Annotated in this window: 14 protein-coding genes; 13 read left to right on the plus strand and 1 reads right to left on the minus strand. The window is 38.2% G+C overall.

All coding sequences use genetic code 11. The features are described 5' to 3' along the window. Positions 1-431 precede the first annotated feature (431 nt). The 4 genes from IGJ14_RS02365 (at position 432) to IGJ14_RS02380 (ending at position 4,174) form a co-directional block, all read left to right on the plus strand. Complete coding sequence (locus tag IGJ14_RS02365; RefSeq protein WP_207463700.1) at positions 432-2,504, plus strand: BspA family leucine-rich repeat surface protein; 2,073 nt, start codon at positions 432-434, stop codon at positions 2,502-2,504. 57 nt (positions 2,505-2,561) lie between these two features. Beyond that, positions 2,562-3,065: a hypothetical protein gene (locus IGJ14_RS02370; RefSeq protein WP_258082380.1), complete on the plus strand. Its 504-nt coding sequence runs from the start codon at positions 2,562-2,564 to the stop codon at positions 3,063-3,065. 38 nt (positions 3,066-3,103) lie between these two features. Further along, positions 3,104-3,469: an LPXTG cell wall anchor domain-containing protein gene (locus IGJ14_RS02375; RefSeq protein ID WP_195273870.1), complete on the plus strand. Its 366-nt coding sequence runs from the start codon at positions 3,104-3,106 to the stop codon at positions 3,467-3,469. Between the two features lie 117 nt (positions 3,470-3,586). Next, complete coding sequence (locus IGJ14_RS02380) at positions 3,587-4,174, plus strand: hypothetical protein (RefSeq protein WP_195273868.1); 588 nt, start codon at positions 3,587-3,589, stop codon at positions 4,172-4,174. Positions 4,175-4,395: 221 nt separating this feature from the next. On the opposite strand, the gene IGJ14_RS02385 is transcribed toward IGJ14_RS02380, so the two are convergent. After that, positions 4,396-5,766, minus strand: coding sequence for an aldehyde dehydrogenase (locus IGJ14_RS02385; protein WP_317742811.1), 1,371 nt, complete (start codon positions 5,764-5,766; stop codon positions 4,396-4,398). Positions 5,767-5,981: 215 nt separating this feature from the next. On the opposite strand from IGJ14_RS02385, the gene IGJ14_RS02390 reads away from it, so the two are divergent. From IGJ14_RS02390 to IGJ14_RS02430, 9 genes are all read left to right on the plus strand, one after another. After that, the gene (locus IGJ14_RS02390) at positions 5,982-7,469 is read left to right on the plus strand and encodes a helix-turn-helix domain-containing protein (protein WP_195273866.1); all 1,488 of its coding nucleotides are present in this window, start codon (positions 5,982-5,984) and stop codon (positions 7,467-7,469) included. A 270-nt stretch (positions 7,470-7,739) separates the two neighbouring features. Beyond that, positions 7,740-8,057, plus strand: a complete 318-nt coding sequence (locus tag IGJ14_RS02395; RefSeq protein ID WP_019723489.1) for a hypothetical protein — start codon at positions 7,740-7,742, stop codon at positions 8,055-8,057. Positions 8,058-8,088: 31 nt separating this feature from the next. Then, positions 8,089-8,940: a WxL domain-containing protein gene (locus IGJ14_RS02400; protein ID WP_108173565.1), complete on the plus strand. Its 852-nt coding sequence runs from the start codon at positions 8,089-8,091 to the stop codon at positions 8,938-8,940. An 86-nt stretch (positions 8,941-9,026) separates the two neighbouring features. Next, entirely contained in the window at positions 9,027-10,082 is a 1,056-nt protein-coding gene (locus IGJ14_RS02405; protein WP_019723491.1) for a DUF916 and DUF3324 domain-containing protein, read from the plus strand. Between the two features lie 23 nt (positions 10,083-10,105). Continuing rightward, positions 10,106-12,436 (plus strand): WxL domain-containing protein, encoded by a 2,331-nt coding sequence (locus IGJ14_RS02410; RefSeq protein ID WP_104775567.1) that lies wholly within the window; start codon positions 10,106-10,108, stop codon positions 12,434-12,436. Positions 12,437-12,998: 562 nt separating this feature from the next. Then, positions 12,999-14,477, plus strand: coding sequence for a helix-turn-helix domain-containing protein (locus IGJ14_RS02415; RefSeq protein ID WP_029594079.1), 1,479 nt, complete (start codon positions 12,999-13,001; stop codon positions 14,475-14,477). Positions 14,478-14,726: 249 nt separating this feature from the next. Further along, entirely contained in the window at positions 14,727-15,080 is a 354-nt protein-coding gene (locus IGJ14_RS02420) for an LPXTG cell wall anchor domain-containing protein (protein WP_019723494.1), read from the plus strand. A gap of 18 nt (positions 15,081-15,098) precedes the next feature. Further along, positions 15,099-15,914 (plus strand): WxL domain-containing protein, encoded by an 816-nt coding sequence (locus IGJ14_RS02425; protein ID WP_195273862.1) that lies wholly within the window; start codon positions 15,099-15,101, stop codon positions 15,912-15,914. Positions 15,915-16,043: 129 nt separating this feature from the next. Beyond that, entirely contained in the window at positions 16,044-17,111 is a 1,068-nt protein-coding gene (locus IGJ14_RS02430; protein WP_065096241.1) for a DUF916 and DUF3324 domain-containing protein, read from the plus strand. Positions 17,112-17,115: the final 4 nt, after the last annotated feature.

The raw sequence follows: 17,115 nt of genomic DNA on the forward strand, positions 1-17,115 counted from the left end.
AAAGGATTCGGTTTATTTTGAGGAATAAATATCTTTTTTAGGGGAATGGAAGTGGATCTCAGGTTGTGCATCACATTGTCTTAATGGTTATAAAGATGTGTTTTTTTAGGGTAATGTAATTTTTGTTTTTAGTTTATTCTAAGTAAGGGTTTGAGATGTTTTTATCTTTTCTTTCAAATGTTATTTTATTTTTGGTTAATCATTCTTTTATATCAGGGAGATAGGCGTGAGTACAGTAATTTTTCTGCATTAGAAAAAAATAATAAATGGATTAAAATTAAATGAGGTGATATATTATTGAAAAAGAGAGAGCTTTTTTATTAATAGCTGAGAGATTAGATACATGATTAAGATATATTGTTTTATTGAGTAGGCTATAAGCTATTAATGACAAATTCTTTCACTTATATAGAGTTAGGGTGGGTGGCTACATGAGAAAGAAAGGTTTGTGGAAAAAACAACTTTTGATTTTCAACGTTGTGATGATGATGATGCTTTTGCCATTTGGGCAAGTAATTGCGATTCACGTAGAATCGGAGGAATCACCAGAAGCACATAGCAATGACGAATTGGTTTTAAAAGACGATGTGTTCCATTTTAATGGTATTCCGCAAGAAAACGGAACAGCAGATTTTTCTCAATTTGAAGAAATTGAAAATGATTGGCCCTATGAGGGAGCGGAGATAAGTACTGAACTTATAGAAGCGCGTGAGTTGACTATTGAACAAAACGATGTAGAAGAGTTTGTTAATGAGGCTGAAGGGTTTGATCCTGCAGTCGTTGAATCTGGTCAACTAGGAACGATTCCATGGACAGTCGATGCTTCTGGGACACTGACTCTAGGTTCTGGCATTTTCGATGAAGCCAATAATATTGGTGGACGGTATGAAGTAACGGACTATTTTAATCACTTGAGTATAAACCAAGACAGAATCACTAAAATCGCCATTACAGGAAGAATTGAATTACGAGGAAGTTTGATTGGTACAAGAAATAGTGTCCTATCGAATGCTGAGCAGGGGGAACATAACCAAGGATTTTTTGAAAATTTACGAAATGTCCAAACAATTGAAGGAATGGAGTATTTAGATACGAGTCAAGTAACAAATATGGAACGTATGTTTACCCAGATGCGCAATTTAAGAGAAATAGATGTGAGTCATTTTGATACAAGAAATGTAACGAATATGAACAGTCTGTTTTATCGAATGGAGAGTTTGGTGAAATTAGATCTCTCAAGTTTTGACACGAGTAATGTAACGGATATGACCTGGATGTTTGGGTTTATGGGAAATTTACAAGAACTAGATATCAGCCACTTTGATACTCAGAATGTGTTGGAAATGAATAATATGTTTAGTTATATGAGAAATCTAGTTGAACTAGATGTCACCAATTTTGATACGAGCAACGTGACATCTATGACCGGCATGTTTCTGGGAATGAACGAACTGACAGAAATCGACGTGACTAATTTTAACACGAGTAATGTCATTAGTATGGGTGGTTTGTTCATGTTTATGCCGAAATTAAAGGAAGTAGATGTCACCCATTTTGATACAAGAAATGTTACTCGTATGGATTATATGTTTTTTGACAATCGAAGTTTAAGGGAACTTGATCTCTCGAGTTTTGATACAGGAAATGTGACGACTATGCATTGGATGTTTTCACAGACGGCATTAGAACAACTAACACTTGGAGAAGCGTTCTCTTTTCACAGTAACGCAAGTTTGCCAGGGTTATCAGAAACTGCGACGCATCATGCAAACTGGCAGAATATCGGGCAAGGAACGGCAACTAAACCAGAAGGTGAATTTATCTTTACCAGCGCAGCGTTGATGGCAAATTATGATGGCCGCACGATGGCGGATACGTGGGTTTGGCAGCCGAGATCATTCTTATTGACGATTGAGAGTGAAGGGGCAGGTAACGTTACTCCTGAGAATCCAACGAGGCTTTTGATTGGTGAAACATTGGAAATCAGCGCAATACCGGATGCAGGGTGGCGTTTTTCTCATTGGCGTATCGAACGTGGAGATGGGACGATCGATCAAGTGAATGATGCCACGACCATATTTACGATGGGGATAGAAGAAGCACGGATCGTTGCAGCATTTGAAGAGTTAGAACCATTGATGACTGTGCGACTCCCGTTATCGGCAGTATTTAGCACGACGGCGAGTTCAAATCACGAGGAAATCATTTCTCCAGAATATGATATCCATAACGAGTCACCATTCAATATTTACGTCAATGTCGTCACAGCAACCGATTTAAATAAAATGGAGATCGTCAATGAGTTGAATGTGCTTGGAGAGGGACAAGCCAGCCCATTTATTCGTGAAGGGGCACCAGTTGCTCAAGAAAATCGGTTGTTTGAAGTAGGTACAGAAGCATGGAATACTTTTACTTTCACAGGAACTGCGAATCGTCTTCCAGCAGATATCATGCAGGTGGAGCCAACCTTCACGATGGTTTTACGATTCATTCCTAATCCATAAAGTAATTTAGAAATGAAAAACAAAACAAATGATTTCCGGAGGGAAGGGGGAGAGTCAGTGGAAAAGAAAAATAATCAAAAGAAATGGATTGTGTTGGGGGTGTTTCTTTTGATCATCGGGGGCGTCTTTTTATACCTTTCAACTAGAGCAGAGGAACCAGTACCAATGGTAAGTGCAGATCTCTTACCAGGATTAAGAGACGCAAGTGACATCGAGATAGCAGAGCGTGCCCAGGAAATTGCCGATGCCAATTATTTTACGTTGCAAATCGCACCTACAGCGACTTTTGAAAACGGCGAAGCAACAGGATCGATCGAAATCGTGAACCCAGGAACAAATGTATATCCAATTGCTGTGGATATCACACTAGCAGATAGTGATGAAGTGATTTATTCATCAGGATCGATTCATCCAAACCAACAAATAGTTGGGGCAAAGTTGGATAAGCCACTTGAAAAAGGGGAATACGTCGCGATTGCTCGCGTCAATATTTATGATCCAGAGACCAATGAGAGACAAGGAATCACAGAAGCAGAACTCTCGATTATTGTTCAAAATTGAGAACTGTATGAATGGTTAACAAGGAGGGAAACATCATCATGCGCATAATGAAACAGCTTCTAATCGTCGTAGGGTTTGTATTATTTGTGGGGGGTAGCTTAGCAGAAATTACTTATAGTGCTGAAAACCAAGCCTTTTTTAAACGAGTAGAAGGGAAAATCGGTCATCAAAGTCCACCAGCAGAATCTGTTACGCCAGAAAATGAAGGAAATAAAAAGGATATTTTAGTTGTAGATACGTCAAGATTTCCTAATCGAATGTCTCGGCCTTTAAAAGCCGGAGTAAATCTACCAAAAACAGGTAGCATTTTATCTAATTGGATAAAATATGTAGGTGCTATTTTAATGCTGATAAGTATCTTATTACTTTTTTCGAAGCGTGATAGTGATGCAATAAAAAAATAATTCAACAGACGGGATTAGCTACAATAAGCAATTCAATGAATAAGAAGCTGTTACATTATGCGCATGATGTGTTTTGGCGCATGATAGAAAACAAATCAAAGGAAAGAGGATGAAAGAATGAAAAAGCAAATGAGATTAGTAGGAACTGCAGCAATGATCGGAGCATTATTAGGAGGGGCATCTTCTGTCGCTGCGACAACTTTTAACGGAGAACCAAATGGAAATATTCCAGTTACAGGACGTGTTGGTTTAGATAATACCGTTGATCCAGGGGTAAACCCACCGACAAATCCAGATGAAATGATCAACGTGACTGTACCAACATCAGCAGTCTTCTTCACAACTGGTGCTTCTGGTCATACAGAGGTCCAATCACCCGTTTACAGTGTTACAAACAACTCGGCTTGGGATGTAAATATCAATATCACAAGTTTAGCTAACCCGACTAACTTATCTAGCTTAAGTGTGTTAGAGTTAGATGTAGAAGATCAATCCGACAACGTACGAATTGTTACAAGTGGATCAGCTCTAAGTGCGCCAGCATCCTTCATGTCATTAACGAAGAATGTAGCTGAAGGTGGAACAGCACCTACTAAAGAGTTCGGATTTGTAGGAACAGCGATCCCTAACTCAAATATTGCAGATGTGATCACACCGACATTTGACATGGTTTTACAATTCCAAGCAGTAGTACCAACACCATAAAACTAGTTTGACGTGTAGCAATGAATCTGTCATCTTATCGAAGGGGATAGATAATACTTCTGGGGGAAGATTTATTTATAGAAGTTGTATCCTATTGAAGTTGAGATAACGGACGGATGAAAAAGGCACTTTTTTAAACCTAAGAATACAGCATAAAAGAGCAAGCGAATGGAAGATAGCCATTACTTGCTCTTTTTGTTTGCTCTATAACTATAGGATTTCTATTTGAGTATTCGCTTCAGTAATTTCAATGTACGCTCATTATAAGGTGGGAATAGTCCAGGAACATTGAATTTCGTTCTATTTTCATACACTCCTTTTTGATGAGAGAAGGTCAAGAAACTATACTTGCCATGATAGTTACCAATACCAGATTCTCCAACTCCACCGAAAGGCAAATGATGGTTGGCAACATGCTTGAGGACATCATTGACGGTGACATTACCTGATGAAATCTCAGACATGATTCTCTCTTTATTCATAGTAGAGGTTGTAAAAAGATACAATGCCAATGGTTTGTCATAGTATTTGATTTGAGCGATTGCATCAGTGACCGTATCGAATGACAAGATTGGTAAAATCGGACCAAAGATTTCTTCTTGCATACTTGCTGCTTCATGGGAAGGGAGATCGATCAAAGTCGGTTCAATGAATAAGTCCTCCCGATTCGTTTCACCACCAGCGACGACGAATGACTGATCCGTTTCCAACAACTTGTTGAGTCGCATAAAATGCCGATCATTGATGATCCGACCATAATCGGTGTTATTTCTGATATCAGAACCATAAAATTCGTTGATAGCAATAATCATTTCTTTGATCAATGCTTCTTTTCGCTTGCGGGATACTAAAACATAATCTGGTGCAATACAAGTTTGTCCGTTGTTCTGCAATTTTCCCCAAACGATGCGCTTTGCTGCTACTTTTAGATTTGCGGTATCATCCACGACTGCGGGACTTTTTCCGCCTAATTCTAAAGTGACAGGAGTCAAGTGTTTGGCAGCAGCTTGCATCACGATCTTCCCAACAGGAACGCTACCAGTGAAGAAAATATAGTCGAATTTTTGTGCAAGTAATTCAGTCGTTACATCCACACCACCTTCGACAGTGGTGATGTATTCTTTAGGAAAAATCGAACGGATCAGCTTTGCCAGAACGTTGGACACATTTGGTGCTAATTCGCTTGGTTTCAAAATCACCGTATTCCCCGCAGCAATCGCCCCAATCAGTGGTTCAATAGCTAAATGAAAAGGGTAATTGAAAGGTGCGATGATCAAAACTTGTCCGTAAGGCTCATAATCCAGATAGCTTTTTCCCCACATATAGATCGGTGTATGAACAGGTTGACGTTTGGCGTATTTCTTCAATTTTTTGATCATCATAGAAATACTTTGATAGACGACCCCAATTTCAGTCACGTATGCTTCATGTGCTGGTTTTCGCAGATCTTTGAACAAAGCTTGCGTCAATTCAATCTCGATTTCTCTCATCCCTTGTTTCAATTTCGCTAATTGTGCCAAACGAAAGTCGATCGATTTTGTTTGTTCTGTTTCAAAAAAGTGTTGTTGCTCTCTTAAAAGTTGATTGATCACTTGAATTCTCCTTTATGATTGATTTGGCAACCGTTGATATAGGTCAATCATACGGGTATAAATTTACACTTGTCAAATTGTTTTGTTTTTGGTTCGACATTCTCGATTTGCTTGTCGTATGTTGTTTGACTAGTATTTTTCGCTGAACTCTGCTATAAAAATAATAACAGTGAACATTTTTTCGCCATCCATATCAATGAAGAGGAGTCCATATTATGAGAGAATTCCAGATAGGCTTCATTACGAATCCAGTGACCGTGCGTTGGGTACGAATACTTAATCTGATTGAACGTGAACATGCGTTTACCCTTATTCATCTTTCAGAACAGTTAAATATTACACAAAGAACGCTGATCAAAGATATCCAAGCGTTAAAAGATCACTTTGGAAAAAGTGCATCGTTTCATTCTGGAAGAAATGGCCACCGTTTCGAAGAAGTGGATCGCTTGCTTTATAAAGAAAGAAAAGAGCAATTGTTAGAAAATGAAGTGCTATTTGAGATCATTGGAAATATCTTTTATGGGGAATTGAGAAATGTGGGTGACTTAGCCTATGACTATAACTATGCAGAAAGTACCTTACGTCGTTTTTTGGCTCAACTTCAATCTTCGTTGAATGATTATGGACTGACGCTAAACTTAAATCCTGTGACGATCGTTGGGGATGAAGGCAGTATTAGAAAATTCTTTTTTGATTTTTATTATGGCGGAGAACACAATCCCCATACTATCCGGCCACCCGAAGGCTTACATCAGATGATTCTTCAAGAACTGAAAAGTCACTTCGAAGAGATTGAATTAGGAAGTGGGATGACGGTCACTGCCTTTTATTATGTCTTGTATATCACGATGGTCAGAGTACAGCAAAACCACTTTATTTCTTTACCGAATTGGATCAAAGAGATCAATCAAAAAGAAAATGATTTTCAATTGCTTTACTCTTTGGTACCACTGATAGAGAAAGAATATGGTGTTTGTTTACCTAAAGAGGAAGTTTCGTGGATCCATCTTTATATTTTGTGTAATCGACCAATCGATGAGATACAACATGAAAAGCTTTTTTATAAGCGTTTCAATCAATGGCCTGAAATCAGCAATGTCGCAAAGAATTATTTTTCTTCCGATAAATATGATAGTTGGAATCGTGAACTTTTAGAAGCTTTTTTGAGTGCTTATCTTGTCGCTCGGCGAATCAATGAAGCGATTTGTCCGGAACTAAATAAAGAGTTGTTTGAAGAACGTGAAATGGTTAAAAAGAATTATAGTGAAACTTATCTAGAAAATGACAGGTTTTTAAGAAAGAATCAGAAAAGATTAGGATTAGCTGATTCCTATTTTGAGGATATCGTCAACAGTTTTACGCTTTATATTGATTTACTGATTCACTATTATCAGCCAGTAAGAACTATTTTATTTTTGATTGAAGGGGATTATTTAGTTGTCCAGTCGATTCGTCTAAAAGCAACACGAATGTTAGGAAATCAGCATCAGGTGATATTTATGCCACTCAAAGGATTGACAAAAGAGCGACTAGAGTCTGAACATGTTGATCTTGTAGTTACCAATTATCGACCCTATCTATTTGACTATGTATTGAAAAAAGAGCCGATTTTGATGAATCCGATCCCTGACAGCAAAGATTGGGAACGAGTACTTGATCAAATAAACCCCTTTATAGATAGAATGACGAGTGAAATATACTAGTTGTTTTTTAGCAAGAGTCTATGAGTGCATAAATCAAAAAAATTAATAGTATTTATTCAAGTTTAGGACATAGCGAAAAGCTAATGTCCTTTTTTTTATTTTAGTAAGTGTTTTTTCCAAATTTCACGTTTTTATGAAAATTGCGATTTTTATTTAATTTTTAGTCAAGGTAATCTATAACATGTAAGAAAGAGATAGCAACTTATCTTCTTACAACTTGTCGATTCATGGAATCAATCGTTTTTGATAGTAAATTTAAGGGGGAGGGATATGAAAAAAATCAAGCCACACTTGCTTATTATAAGTATGTTCGTGGTACTTATCCATGCACCACATACTATGTATGGTTCAGAAGTCAAAGAATCAACAACGGAAGGTTCAGTCAGTTTTAGTGGCATTTATCAGCCAATCGGGGCACCTGATCCTTCACCTGATTACATTGCAAGACCTATCGATATTGAAAATGATCAGAATGTAGATAACCATACGAATTTGCCAAAAACCAACACAGTGATAAAGGATGTTTATCGGTGGCTTGGTCTAGGTATAGTAGGCTTTCTCTTATACTGGCGGACGTCAAAAAAATAAAAAATAGAAAATGAAAGTAGGAAATTATCACATGAAATTTATCCATTTAGCAACTGTTGCAGCATTAACAACGTCGATTTTAGCTGGAGGCGTAACAATTTTTGCGGAAGAGACAGAAGAAGAAAAAGTTGAAAGCAAAGAAGTACGAAATGCAATCACAGATGCAGAGATTGGCTTTACTGCAGTTGACGAAGACGGCGAAGGAGATGATACGGAAGTTTCTCCACCGGAAGATAATCCAGGGGTAGAAATCCCACCGGCTCCAGGACCAGATGGAGACAACAAAGGACCATTGACGATTGCTTATGTACCAACAATGAACTTCGGTTCACAAGTGATTTCAAACCAAGATCGTGAATATAGCATGTTAGCAGAAATGCAACAGCTTGAAGGAACAGAAGGCGACGAGAACAAAGTACCTTATGTCAGTTTTGCACAAGTCCAAGACACTCGTGGAACGAATGCTGGCTGGGATTTGAGTGTTAGTTTAAGTGACTTCACATCAGGAACTCAAAACGGAACATTGACAGGAGCCCAAATTTCATTGAACGATCCAAGAATCGACTATCGTGGAAACAACCAATCAAATGCACCAGTTGCCCATGCGAATGGCTTAACTTTACTTCCAGGAGTAGGTGCTGTGCCAGTGATGCAAGCGGCTGAAACAAAAGGAGCTGGAACTTCTTCTGTGGTTTGGGGGAATCAAGAAGATTTGATGGCGCAACATGAGGCTGAAGGTGATGCAGCAGTTAGAAATGAGTCAATTGTCTTATCTGTTCCGGGTTCAACAGCGAAAGATGTGGCGACGTACCGTTCAACATTAACTTGGGAGTTATCTGCATTACCAGATAATGAACCAGATGAAGAGACTGAAACAGTTTAAGGAACAACAATATTTATTGTGCAAGGTGAGAGGTAGCGTTACATCGTTTTGTAGCGCTACTTTTATGAAAGAAAGGAAGCAAATGAATGCCAAATACGATTCGTATACTAGCTAAAACAAAAAAGAAATGGTCGATTACTCTGTTGTTGCTTTTATCTTTGCTTTGGTTTTCGCCCTCCGTAGGTGCCGAAGAAGGAGAATTGAATTTCTATGTGACACCGGAGTTTCCAGAAAGCCAAGTTGAAGGAAAACTGAACTATTTTGACATACAAGGGCAACCTGGAAGTACGCACACCCTTCGCTTGAAATTACAAAATATTCGAGAAGAAGAAGCCATTATTCAGATCACACCGCATACGGCATTTACAAATGTCTTGGGGGTCGTCGAATATGGGAAAAATGCCGATGAAGCGGATTCTTCTTTAAAGTATGGAATGGATACGCTGATCGAGACACCTGAGCCGATCATACTTGCAGGAAAAGAAACAAAAACAATCACTTTAGAACTACATATGCCAGCAGAATCGGTTGAAGGTTTTTTAGCTGGCGGATTAAGAATCGAGGAAGTGACACCGGAAGAGGAACAAACACCAATCGAACAAGAAGGTGTAGCTATCCAAAATGAATTTGTCTATGTAGTAGCCGTTTTAGCTAGTAACGATCGTTCCTCGGTGCAGCCAGATTTGGCATTGCTCGATGTCTTTGCAGATCAATTGAACTACCGGAACGTCATTAGTGCGAATCTGCAAAATTTCATGCCGACATTTGTCAATCAGTTAGCAGTGGAAGCAACGGTTCATAAAGTAGGCGAAGAGGAGCCTCTTTATGAAGCACAACAAGAACAAATGCAAATGGCGCCAAATTCGAATTTTAATTTTCCAATTTCACTAGAAGGGGATCGATTTCAAAGTGGCGAATATCTTTTAAAGCTAAGGGCAACTGCAGGAAAAGAAGAATGGTCATGGGAAGAAACATTTATTATCGAAGCGGATGAAGCCCAAGCATTGAATCGTGCAGATGTCACGATCGATACGAGTATCAACTGGTGGATGATTGGGGGGATCATAGTGATTCTTTTATTACTAGTGCTAACTGTTTGGCTATATTTAAAACAAAAAAGAACGAATCACAAGACTGTATGATTCGTGAGAAGGAGCAAGGGTGAATGGGATTAAATTTAAGAAAACAACTCGCTCTTTTGAGTACATCTATCATGTTAATTCAAGTACTTCTGTCATCTACTGGGACAGTCTATGCGGTACAAAAAAGCATTGTCCAGCAAGCATCTGAAGAATTATCCCACGAGAGATTATTGGAAAAAGACTATTTGGGTAATCTCAGTCAATTGAACGAAAGTCTACCAGAAATACCAGAAATTCAACAATTTTCTTTTGAAGCACAGACGTTTTCCTCCACTGTGGATCAAGCATTTCTTCTGACCTTTACGAGTAAATTACCTGCCGATCATGTCTTACTACGTCTTCCACCAGAAGGGGAAATTTTAGAAGACCAACTGGCAGAAGGCATAAGATTGGTACATTCTCACGGTGACTATTGGCATGTGCATACAGCGCAGGAACAAACAACTTTCACGTTGCAAGTTGCTTTTGTAACTGCCGGTGCGTACTTTATCACCTTAGATTATGATGCGGATCATTTTTATGTTGTCGTTGAAGAATCACACATAGAAATTGCTGAATCAACTGTAGATGTAGTAAATGAAGAAGATACTGTACCTGAGAACGAATCGGAAACGCAAGAATCAACGATCGAAAAAATAGCACATAAAGAAGAAAACATTATCCAACCAATCAGCGTTCAAGAAGCATACCATACGATTCCTGAATCACTTATAAGTGAGGAAGAGCAACGAATACTGGAAGAAACAAGAGATCCACAAAATCGCTCAACTAGTAATGTAAGAAATTGGAGTCAGTTTAGGAGTGCATGGAATAATTTTAGGACGACAGAGATCTATCAATCGGGAAATATCATTTTTTCTAGCTCGATTTTAGGAGATTCTTTGAATACAAGAAATTCATCCATTCATCTTAGTAAAGCACCTGCAACTGGCGGACATCTAGGATTTCAGGATTCTTCCACAAATATGGAGATGAGTGGAAATGCGACGTTGACTGTAACCGGCTTATATGTCCAACGTTTAGCGAGTAGTCGTAGCAATCCAATTATTAGCCACACCGGAGATGGATTAGTGATCATTCAAATGTGTATTGTTGATGCTTTTAGTGGAACACAGCCTATGATTTCTGGAAAAAATGTTAGGTTGGTCGGTTCTACTAGTGTAACGAATACTAGATTCGCAAATGTGCCTGCCATTTCCATTCGCGCAGGTGGCGTATTGGATATTGGTTACAGTAACGCTATTCAGGGAGAGATTGTTTCAAGGAATATCAAACCGGTACAATTAGCTGCTACTAGCCGAATCTTGATAAAAGCGAATCGTTTTTCCATGACTAACTATAGAACGAATGCGATTAATTCGTGGCATCAAGTTGATGTAGAGCTTGGCGGTGTTGATGGTGAACAGGTCATCCGTGGTCAAGCAGATCCCGATGATTTCACGGAACGATATTTACAAACATTTCATAATTCCGAATATACAGGGTTAGTTTTTAACGGATCTGGTTCAGGCTGGGTTCCACCTCCTGTCATAGAAGGAACAGTAACAGTCAGACATGTAGATGTGTACCACAACGAATTAGCCGAAACAGAAACGCTCACTGGTCCGATTGGTGAAAGTTATGTGACACAACCAAAGGAAATAGCAGGATGGGTATTGAATGAAGTACCACACAATACTTCTGGTGTGTTTATGAAAACAGAACAAACAGTTACTTATGTTTACGAAGAAGAAATTGATTCCTATGATCCTGTTCATCCAGTTGATCCGATCAATCCAGATCAGGAAGTTCATCCAGAGAACCCGCCAGAATTGCCAGAAGAACAAGGTGCTTTGAGTATTGATTTTGTTTCCAGCTTTGATTTTGGTCAACAATTTATATCAACGCAAGATCGTTTGTACTATGCGAAACCTCAGCGTCTCTTAAACGACCAAGGGGTGGAAGCAACGGAAGAAGAGCGCCCAAACTATGTTCAAATAAGCGACCGTCGCCCAGAACATTTACGAAATGGTTGGCAACTAGCCGTTACTCAGAGTGGGCAATTTGTCAATCCAACCGGTAATGAATTGATAGGAGCTACGATCAATTTGGACAATCAAGCACTTGCGACAGCACAAGGAGGTATCGCTCCAACAATCCAGCAAAATGAGCGTCAGGAACTCATTCCGAATACAAGGAGTGTGCTACTGAAAGCAGCAGGCGGAACCGGTACTGGAACATGGATCTATCGCTTTGGTGATTTGGAGACTATGGGAGAAAGCGTAGGTTTACATGTGCCGGCAGGTGTGAATCCAGAAACGACAAGTTATTCGACAAAACTTGTCTGGGAATTGAGCAGTGTACCTGACCAATAGGGAATATACTCTTTTTGCCTTCACAAAATAAAATCAATAAAATCAGTTTGATTTTTAAGAAAATTAATTAAATGATCAACAAATAATTTTTCTGTTATTTTAAACAGAGTTTAAATTATTTGTTGATCGTTTTTTATTGTATAAAGGATCTTGAAGGCATAAAATAGGTGGAAACTCCCCCAATATTCATAGTGTTTGAAGTGATTGGAATTTTTTGTGTGTGGGATTGTAAGAGTTAGAGAATCATCTATAAGAAAAGAAAGCACACTAAAAATTAATGAATAAAGCGTGTTCTTAAAAAATAAAAAGTTGATAACCACTGAGCGAAAGGTCATAAATCCAGTCTGTTGGTCTAAGTTTTTTGTTATGGATATGCAGTAGTTTATTAAAAAATAGGAATAAGAGTACGAAAGTTATAAATAGCTTTTGCTTTTAAATTTAATCCAGTTATTTTTTCAATTTTTCACTTATTTATTATTAGTATTTCTCCATCATTTTTGTTATACATGTTTACAATCTATTTTTTTTAAGAATAGATATAAAAAACAAATGGGGTGCTAAAATGCGAGAATTACAGCTAAAGTTTATCACGAACACGATTACGGAGAGGTGGATGCGTATCTTAAATGTAATCGAGCAACAAAATATATTTACAATCGTTGGCCTGTCGCAGCAACTAGGTGTTTCTAAACGCACGATTCTAAAAGATGTCAGTGAACTGAAAACCTATTTTGAGAAGAGTGCGATTTTTGAGTCAAACACGACGGGCTATTTTTTTAAAGAAAAAAATCGACGACTGTATCATGAAGACAAAGAAGCATTGTTACAATCGGAGATTTGGTTTGAAATTATCAGTGACATTTTTTATGGAGAGCTAGTATCTGTCGGAGAATTAGCTGATCGCTATAATTATTCAGAAAGTACGATGCTACGATCAGTCGCTCAAATCAAAGAGCTTTTAAAAGAATATCAGCTTTCACTTAGCTTAAAACCAGTGGATCTTGTGGGAAAAGAAGAGAATATCCGCAAGTTTTTTTTTGATTTTTTTTATGAAGGAGAACCAACACCGTATACGGTCTATCCTCCAGAAAGTATCCACCAGATGTTTTTAAATAAGCTAGGTGAGCGTCTTGGTAAGTATGAGATAGGAACAGGGATCATGGTCACAGGATTTTATTACTGTTTGTATATCACGATGATCAGAAATAAGAATGGGCATATCATCTCTTTACCTCGTAAGATAAAAGAGATTGATTTTAGCAATGAGACAGATTTTTTATTGATGTCTGAATTGATTCCACTGATCAAAAAGGAGTATGGTATTTCGATCCACCAAGATGAAATCATTTGGCTTTTTCTGATTATAATCAGCAAACGAACGATTGATAATATCGAGCACGAGACTGTCTTTTTGGAAAAGTATAATCAGTGGTCTGAAATAGATCTAGTGATTGAATCTTACTTCCAATTATTCAACATCGACCGGAAGACTAATCCTATATTATCCACCTTTCTTTCTGCCTTTTTTCTGGGGAGGAAAATCAATAATGAAATGGCACCAATACTGAATAAATTATTAAGTGAAGAAATTATTATCATCAAAGATCTCTATGGTTTAGCCTATGAGAAAAATCGGAAATTTATTCATGAAAACCAATCATTGCTGTCTTTCTCAGAGAAATATTTAGAAGATATCATAGCAAGTTTAACGATGTATACAGAAATCTTGTTCTCTTATTATTCACCCAAGAAAACAGTGTTGTTTCTTTTGGAAGGTAATCATTTACTCGTTCAGTTGATCAAAGTCCAAGCCAATCAACTGTTGTCGAAGCAGCATCATGTGCTGTTTGTTCCGTTACATGAATTGACAGAAGAACGTTTGAACGTTGAGCATGTTGATTTGATCGTAACGAATTATCGTCCTTATTTATTGGATTACCAGTTGAACAAGGACTATTTGTTGATTAATCGAGTCCCTAATAGAAATGATTGGGTCAACATTTTTACTCAGTTGAATCCTTTACTCAATAGTATGCTGTAAGAAGTAAAAAACGACATTAATCGATGAAGTAACTAAAGAGATTAACTGATCTCCGCGGTTCTTCATCGATTTTTTGTTGTGCAAATAAAAGAGCGAATCTATCAAAGTCACATAGTGAAAGTGGGAACAAGCCACTTCACTAGTTAGTGAAAAATATGAATTTCTTTTCTTTTTGGGCTACGTTAATCTTATTTATGCAGAAAGTAATGATAATTACTATTATGTAAGAAAGGTTATAGGAGGAGGGAAATGAATCGTAAAAAAAAATACATACTAAGCCTGAGTATGTTACTTATTCAATGTTATGCACCTTTGGTTGTATACGGGACAGAGGTTCGATCAGTTGAAACAGAGGGGGCAGTCGGTTTTACAGGCGTGTATGAAATGCCTGGAGATCCAGTACCAGCTCCAGAAGTTGAAATCAAACCAGACTTCCCGAAAGAAATCGCTCAACAACCGTCAGAGGAGAGAGATGCCAGTCACAGAAGATTGCCAAAAACGAATGCACAACAAATGAGTAGTTGGATAATTTTAGGGGTTTTTCTTGTGATAATGACACTTAGTTTTTGGTTTTGGAAACACAAAAAGAAAAAACAATCATAGAAAGTAGGACGTGTATAAATGAAATTAGTTAGATTAGCAACAATTGCAGCCTTATCATCAACAGTTTTTGCCGGAGGTATGACTGTATTTGCAGAAGATGGTTCCACAGACACATCAAAAGAAGTACGTAATGTAACAACTAATGGAACGATTGAATTTACACCAAATAAAGATGAAGAGCTAGTCGTTGTTCCGCCAGTAAAAGAACCAGATGTCGAGATTGAGCCTGAAGTGCCAGGAACAACTGGCCCTTTATCGATCATGAAAGCTGTCACGATGAATTTCGGTTCACAAGTCATCTCGAATCAAGATCAAACGTACAACATGATTGCAGAAAAACAACAAAAAAAGGGAACAACTGGTGAAGAAAACAAAGTCCCTTATGTCAGTTTTGCACAAGTACAAGATGTCCGTGGAACGAATGCTGGTTGGGATCTGCAAGTACGCATGACAGACTTTAAAGCAACGAATACAACAGTGAATGATACATTGCTCGGTGCAGAAATTTCATTGTTGGATCCAAGAATCCAGTATGAAGGAAGCACGGCTGGTAATGCGCCAGTAGCTCATCCAGCTGGAATGAAATTAATACCAAATGCTTCTGCGGTATCCGTGATGACAGCAGAAAAAGATAAAGGTGCAGGGGTATCTTCAGTTGTTTGGGGGAACCAAGCAGACCTAGATGCACAAGAGGCGAACGATGAAGTTGAAGTAGTAACAAATAATGCGATCCAATTGTTTGTTCCTGGTTCTACAGCAAAAGATGCGACACAATATAAATCAACATTGACTTGGGAATTATCCAATACACCTGATGTTAGTGGTGTAAATTAACAAGAAAAAAAATATGAGTAACATAACGAATCATAATCATTAAAAAGCAACCGATTTTTGTTTATAGAAGTGAATGTGGTAGCGTTACAATTTTGTAGCGCTACCTCCTTTAAAGAAAGGGGTAAGTTTATGAAAAAGACAAGTACATATCGAAAAAATAAAATCCAACAAGTGGGGATCGTATTACTCGTCATGATTGTCAGCCTGATGGCTCCCATGTTGGTTGGAGCGGAAGAAGGAACGTTGAATTTTTATGTAACGCCTGAGTTCTCAGAAAATCAAAAATCAGGAAATGATCGTTATTTTCAATTGAATCTTGCACCAGAAACGACAGAAAAGCTAACGTTGAAACTACAAAACGCAAACGCAGAAGCCAAAAAAATCAAAATCACCCCACATACTGCTTATACCAACGTGATGGGGGTCGTAGAATACGGACAAGATGCGGAAGAAGCAGATCCAACGCTCAAACATTCGTTGGCTGAGTTGATTGAACAACCAGAAATCATTGAGCTTGCTGGAAATGAAACAAAGACCGTTACGCTTGATTTGAACATGCCTAAAGAAGAATTTGAAGGATTGTTAGCTGGCGGATTACGAGTGTCAGAAGTCAAAGAAGAAGCAACAGAAGAAACGAGTAATGAAGAAGGTGTCGCCATCCAAAATGATTTTGCGTATATCATCGGTGTGGTTGTGAGCAACAAACAAGATGCTGTACAACCGGACTTAGAGTTGTTAGATGTTTTTGCTGACCAACTCAACTATCGCAATGTGATCAGTGCGAATCTACAAAACTTCACCCCGACATTCGTGAATCGCTTAGAAGTCGAAGCTACGGTTCAAAAAGTGGGCGAAGAAGAGATTTTATACCAAGCCAGTCAAGAACAGATGCAAATGGCCCCCAATTCCAATTTTAATTTCCCGATTTCTTTAGAAGGTGATCGTTTTCGCAGTGGTGACTACGTATTGAAAATGACGGCACGTTCTGGGGAAGACGAATGGCAATGGGAAAGAACCTTTACGATCGAAGCAGATGAAGCACGAGCATTGAATCGAGCGGATGTTATGGTCGATACGAGTATTAATTGGTGGATGATTGGTTCAATCATGTTACTTGTTTTATTGCTTGGAATAATTCTTTACCTAATCCATAAAAGAAAAAAAGAGCAACCGAATAAGAGTAATGAGAAGGAGTGAATAC

Origin of the sequence: Enterococcus sp. DIV1304_2 (genome assembly GCF_050555445.1) — a bacterium.
Taxonomy (GTDB): domain Bacteria; phylum Bacillota; class Bacilli; order Lactobacillales; family Enterococcaceae; genus Enterococcus_B; species Enterococcus_B pernyi.

What these genes read in the sequence shown, in the direction of transcription:
- IGJ14_RS02395 (WP_019723489.1), top strand. Translation starts at nt 7,740, where the DNA reads ATGAAAAAAATCAAGCCACACTTGCTTATTATAAGTATGTTCGTGGTA.
- IGJ14_RS02420 (WP_019723494.1), top strand. Translation starts at nt 14,727, where the DNA reads ATGAATCGTAAAAAAAAATACATACTAAGCCTGAGTATGTTACTTATT.
- IGJ14_RS02410 (WP_104775567.1), top strand. Translation starts at nt 10,106, where the DNA reads ATGGGATTAAATTTAAGAAAACAACTCGCTCTTTTGAGTACATCTATC.
- IGJ14_RS02375 (WP_195273870.1), top strand. Translation starts at nt 3,104, where the DNA reads ATGCGCATAATGAAACAGCTTCTAATCGTCGTAGGGTTTGTATTATTT.
- IGJ14_RS02405 (WP_019723491.1), top strand. Translation starts at nt 9,027, where the DNA reads ATGCCAAATACGATTCGTATACTAGCTAAAACAAAAAAGAAATGGTCG.
- IGJ14_RS02425 (WP_195273862.1), top strand. Translation starts at nt 15,099, where the DNA reads ATGAAATTAGTTAGATTAGCAACAATTGCAGCCTTATCATCAACAGTT.
- IGJ14_RS02415 (WP_029594079.1), top strand. Translation starts at nt 12,999, where the DNA reads ATGCGAGAATTACAGCTAAAGTTTATCACGAACACGATTACGGAGAGG.
- IGJ14_RS02380 (WP_195273868.1), top strand. Translation starts at nt 3,587, where the DNA reads ATGAAAAAGCAAATGAGATTAGTAGGAACTGCAGCAATGATCGGAGCA.
- IGJ14_RS02430 (WP_065096241.1), top strand. Translation starts at nt 16,044, where the DNA reads ATGAAAAAGACAAGTACATATCGAAAAAATAAAATCCAACAAGTGGGG.
- IGJ14_RS02390 (WP_195273866.1), top strand. Translation starts at nt 5,982, where the DNA reads ATGAGAGAATTCCAGATAGGCTTCATTACGAATCCAGTGACCGTGCGT.
- IGJ14_RS02365 (WP_207463700.1), top strand. Translation starts at nt 432, where the DNA reads ATGAGAAAGAAAGGTTTGTGGAAAAAACAACTTTTGATTTTCAACGTT.
- IGJ14_RS02400 (WP_108173565.1), top strand. Translation starts at nt 8,089, where the DNA reads ATGAAATTTATCCATTTAGCAACTGTTGCAGCATTAACAACGTCGATT.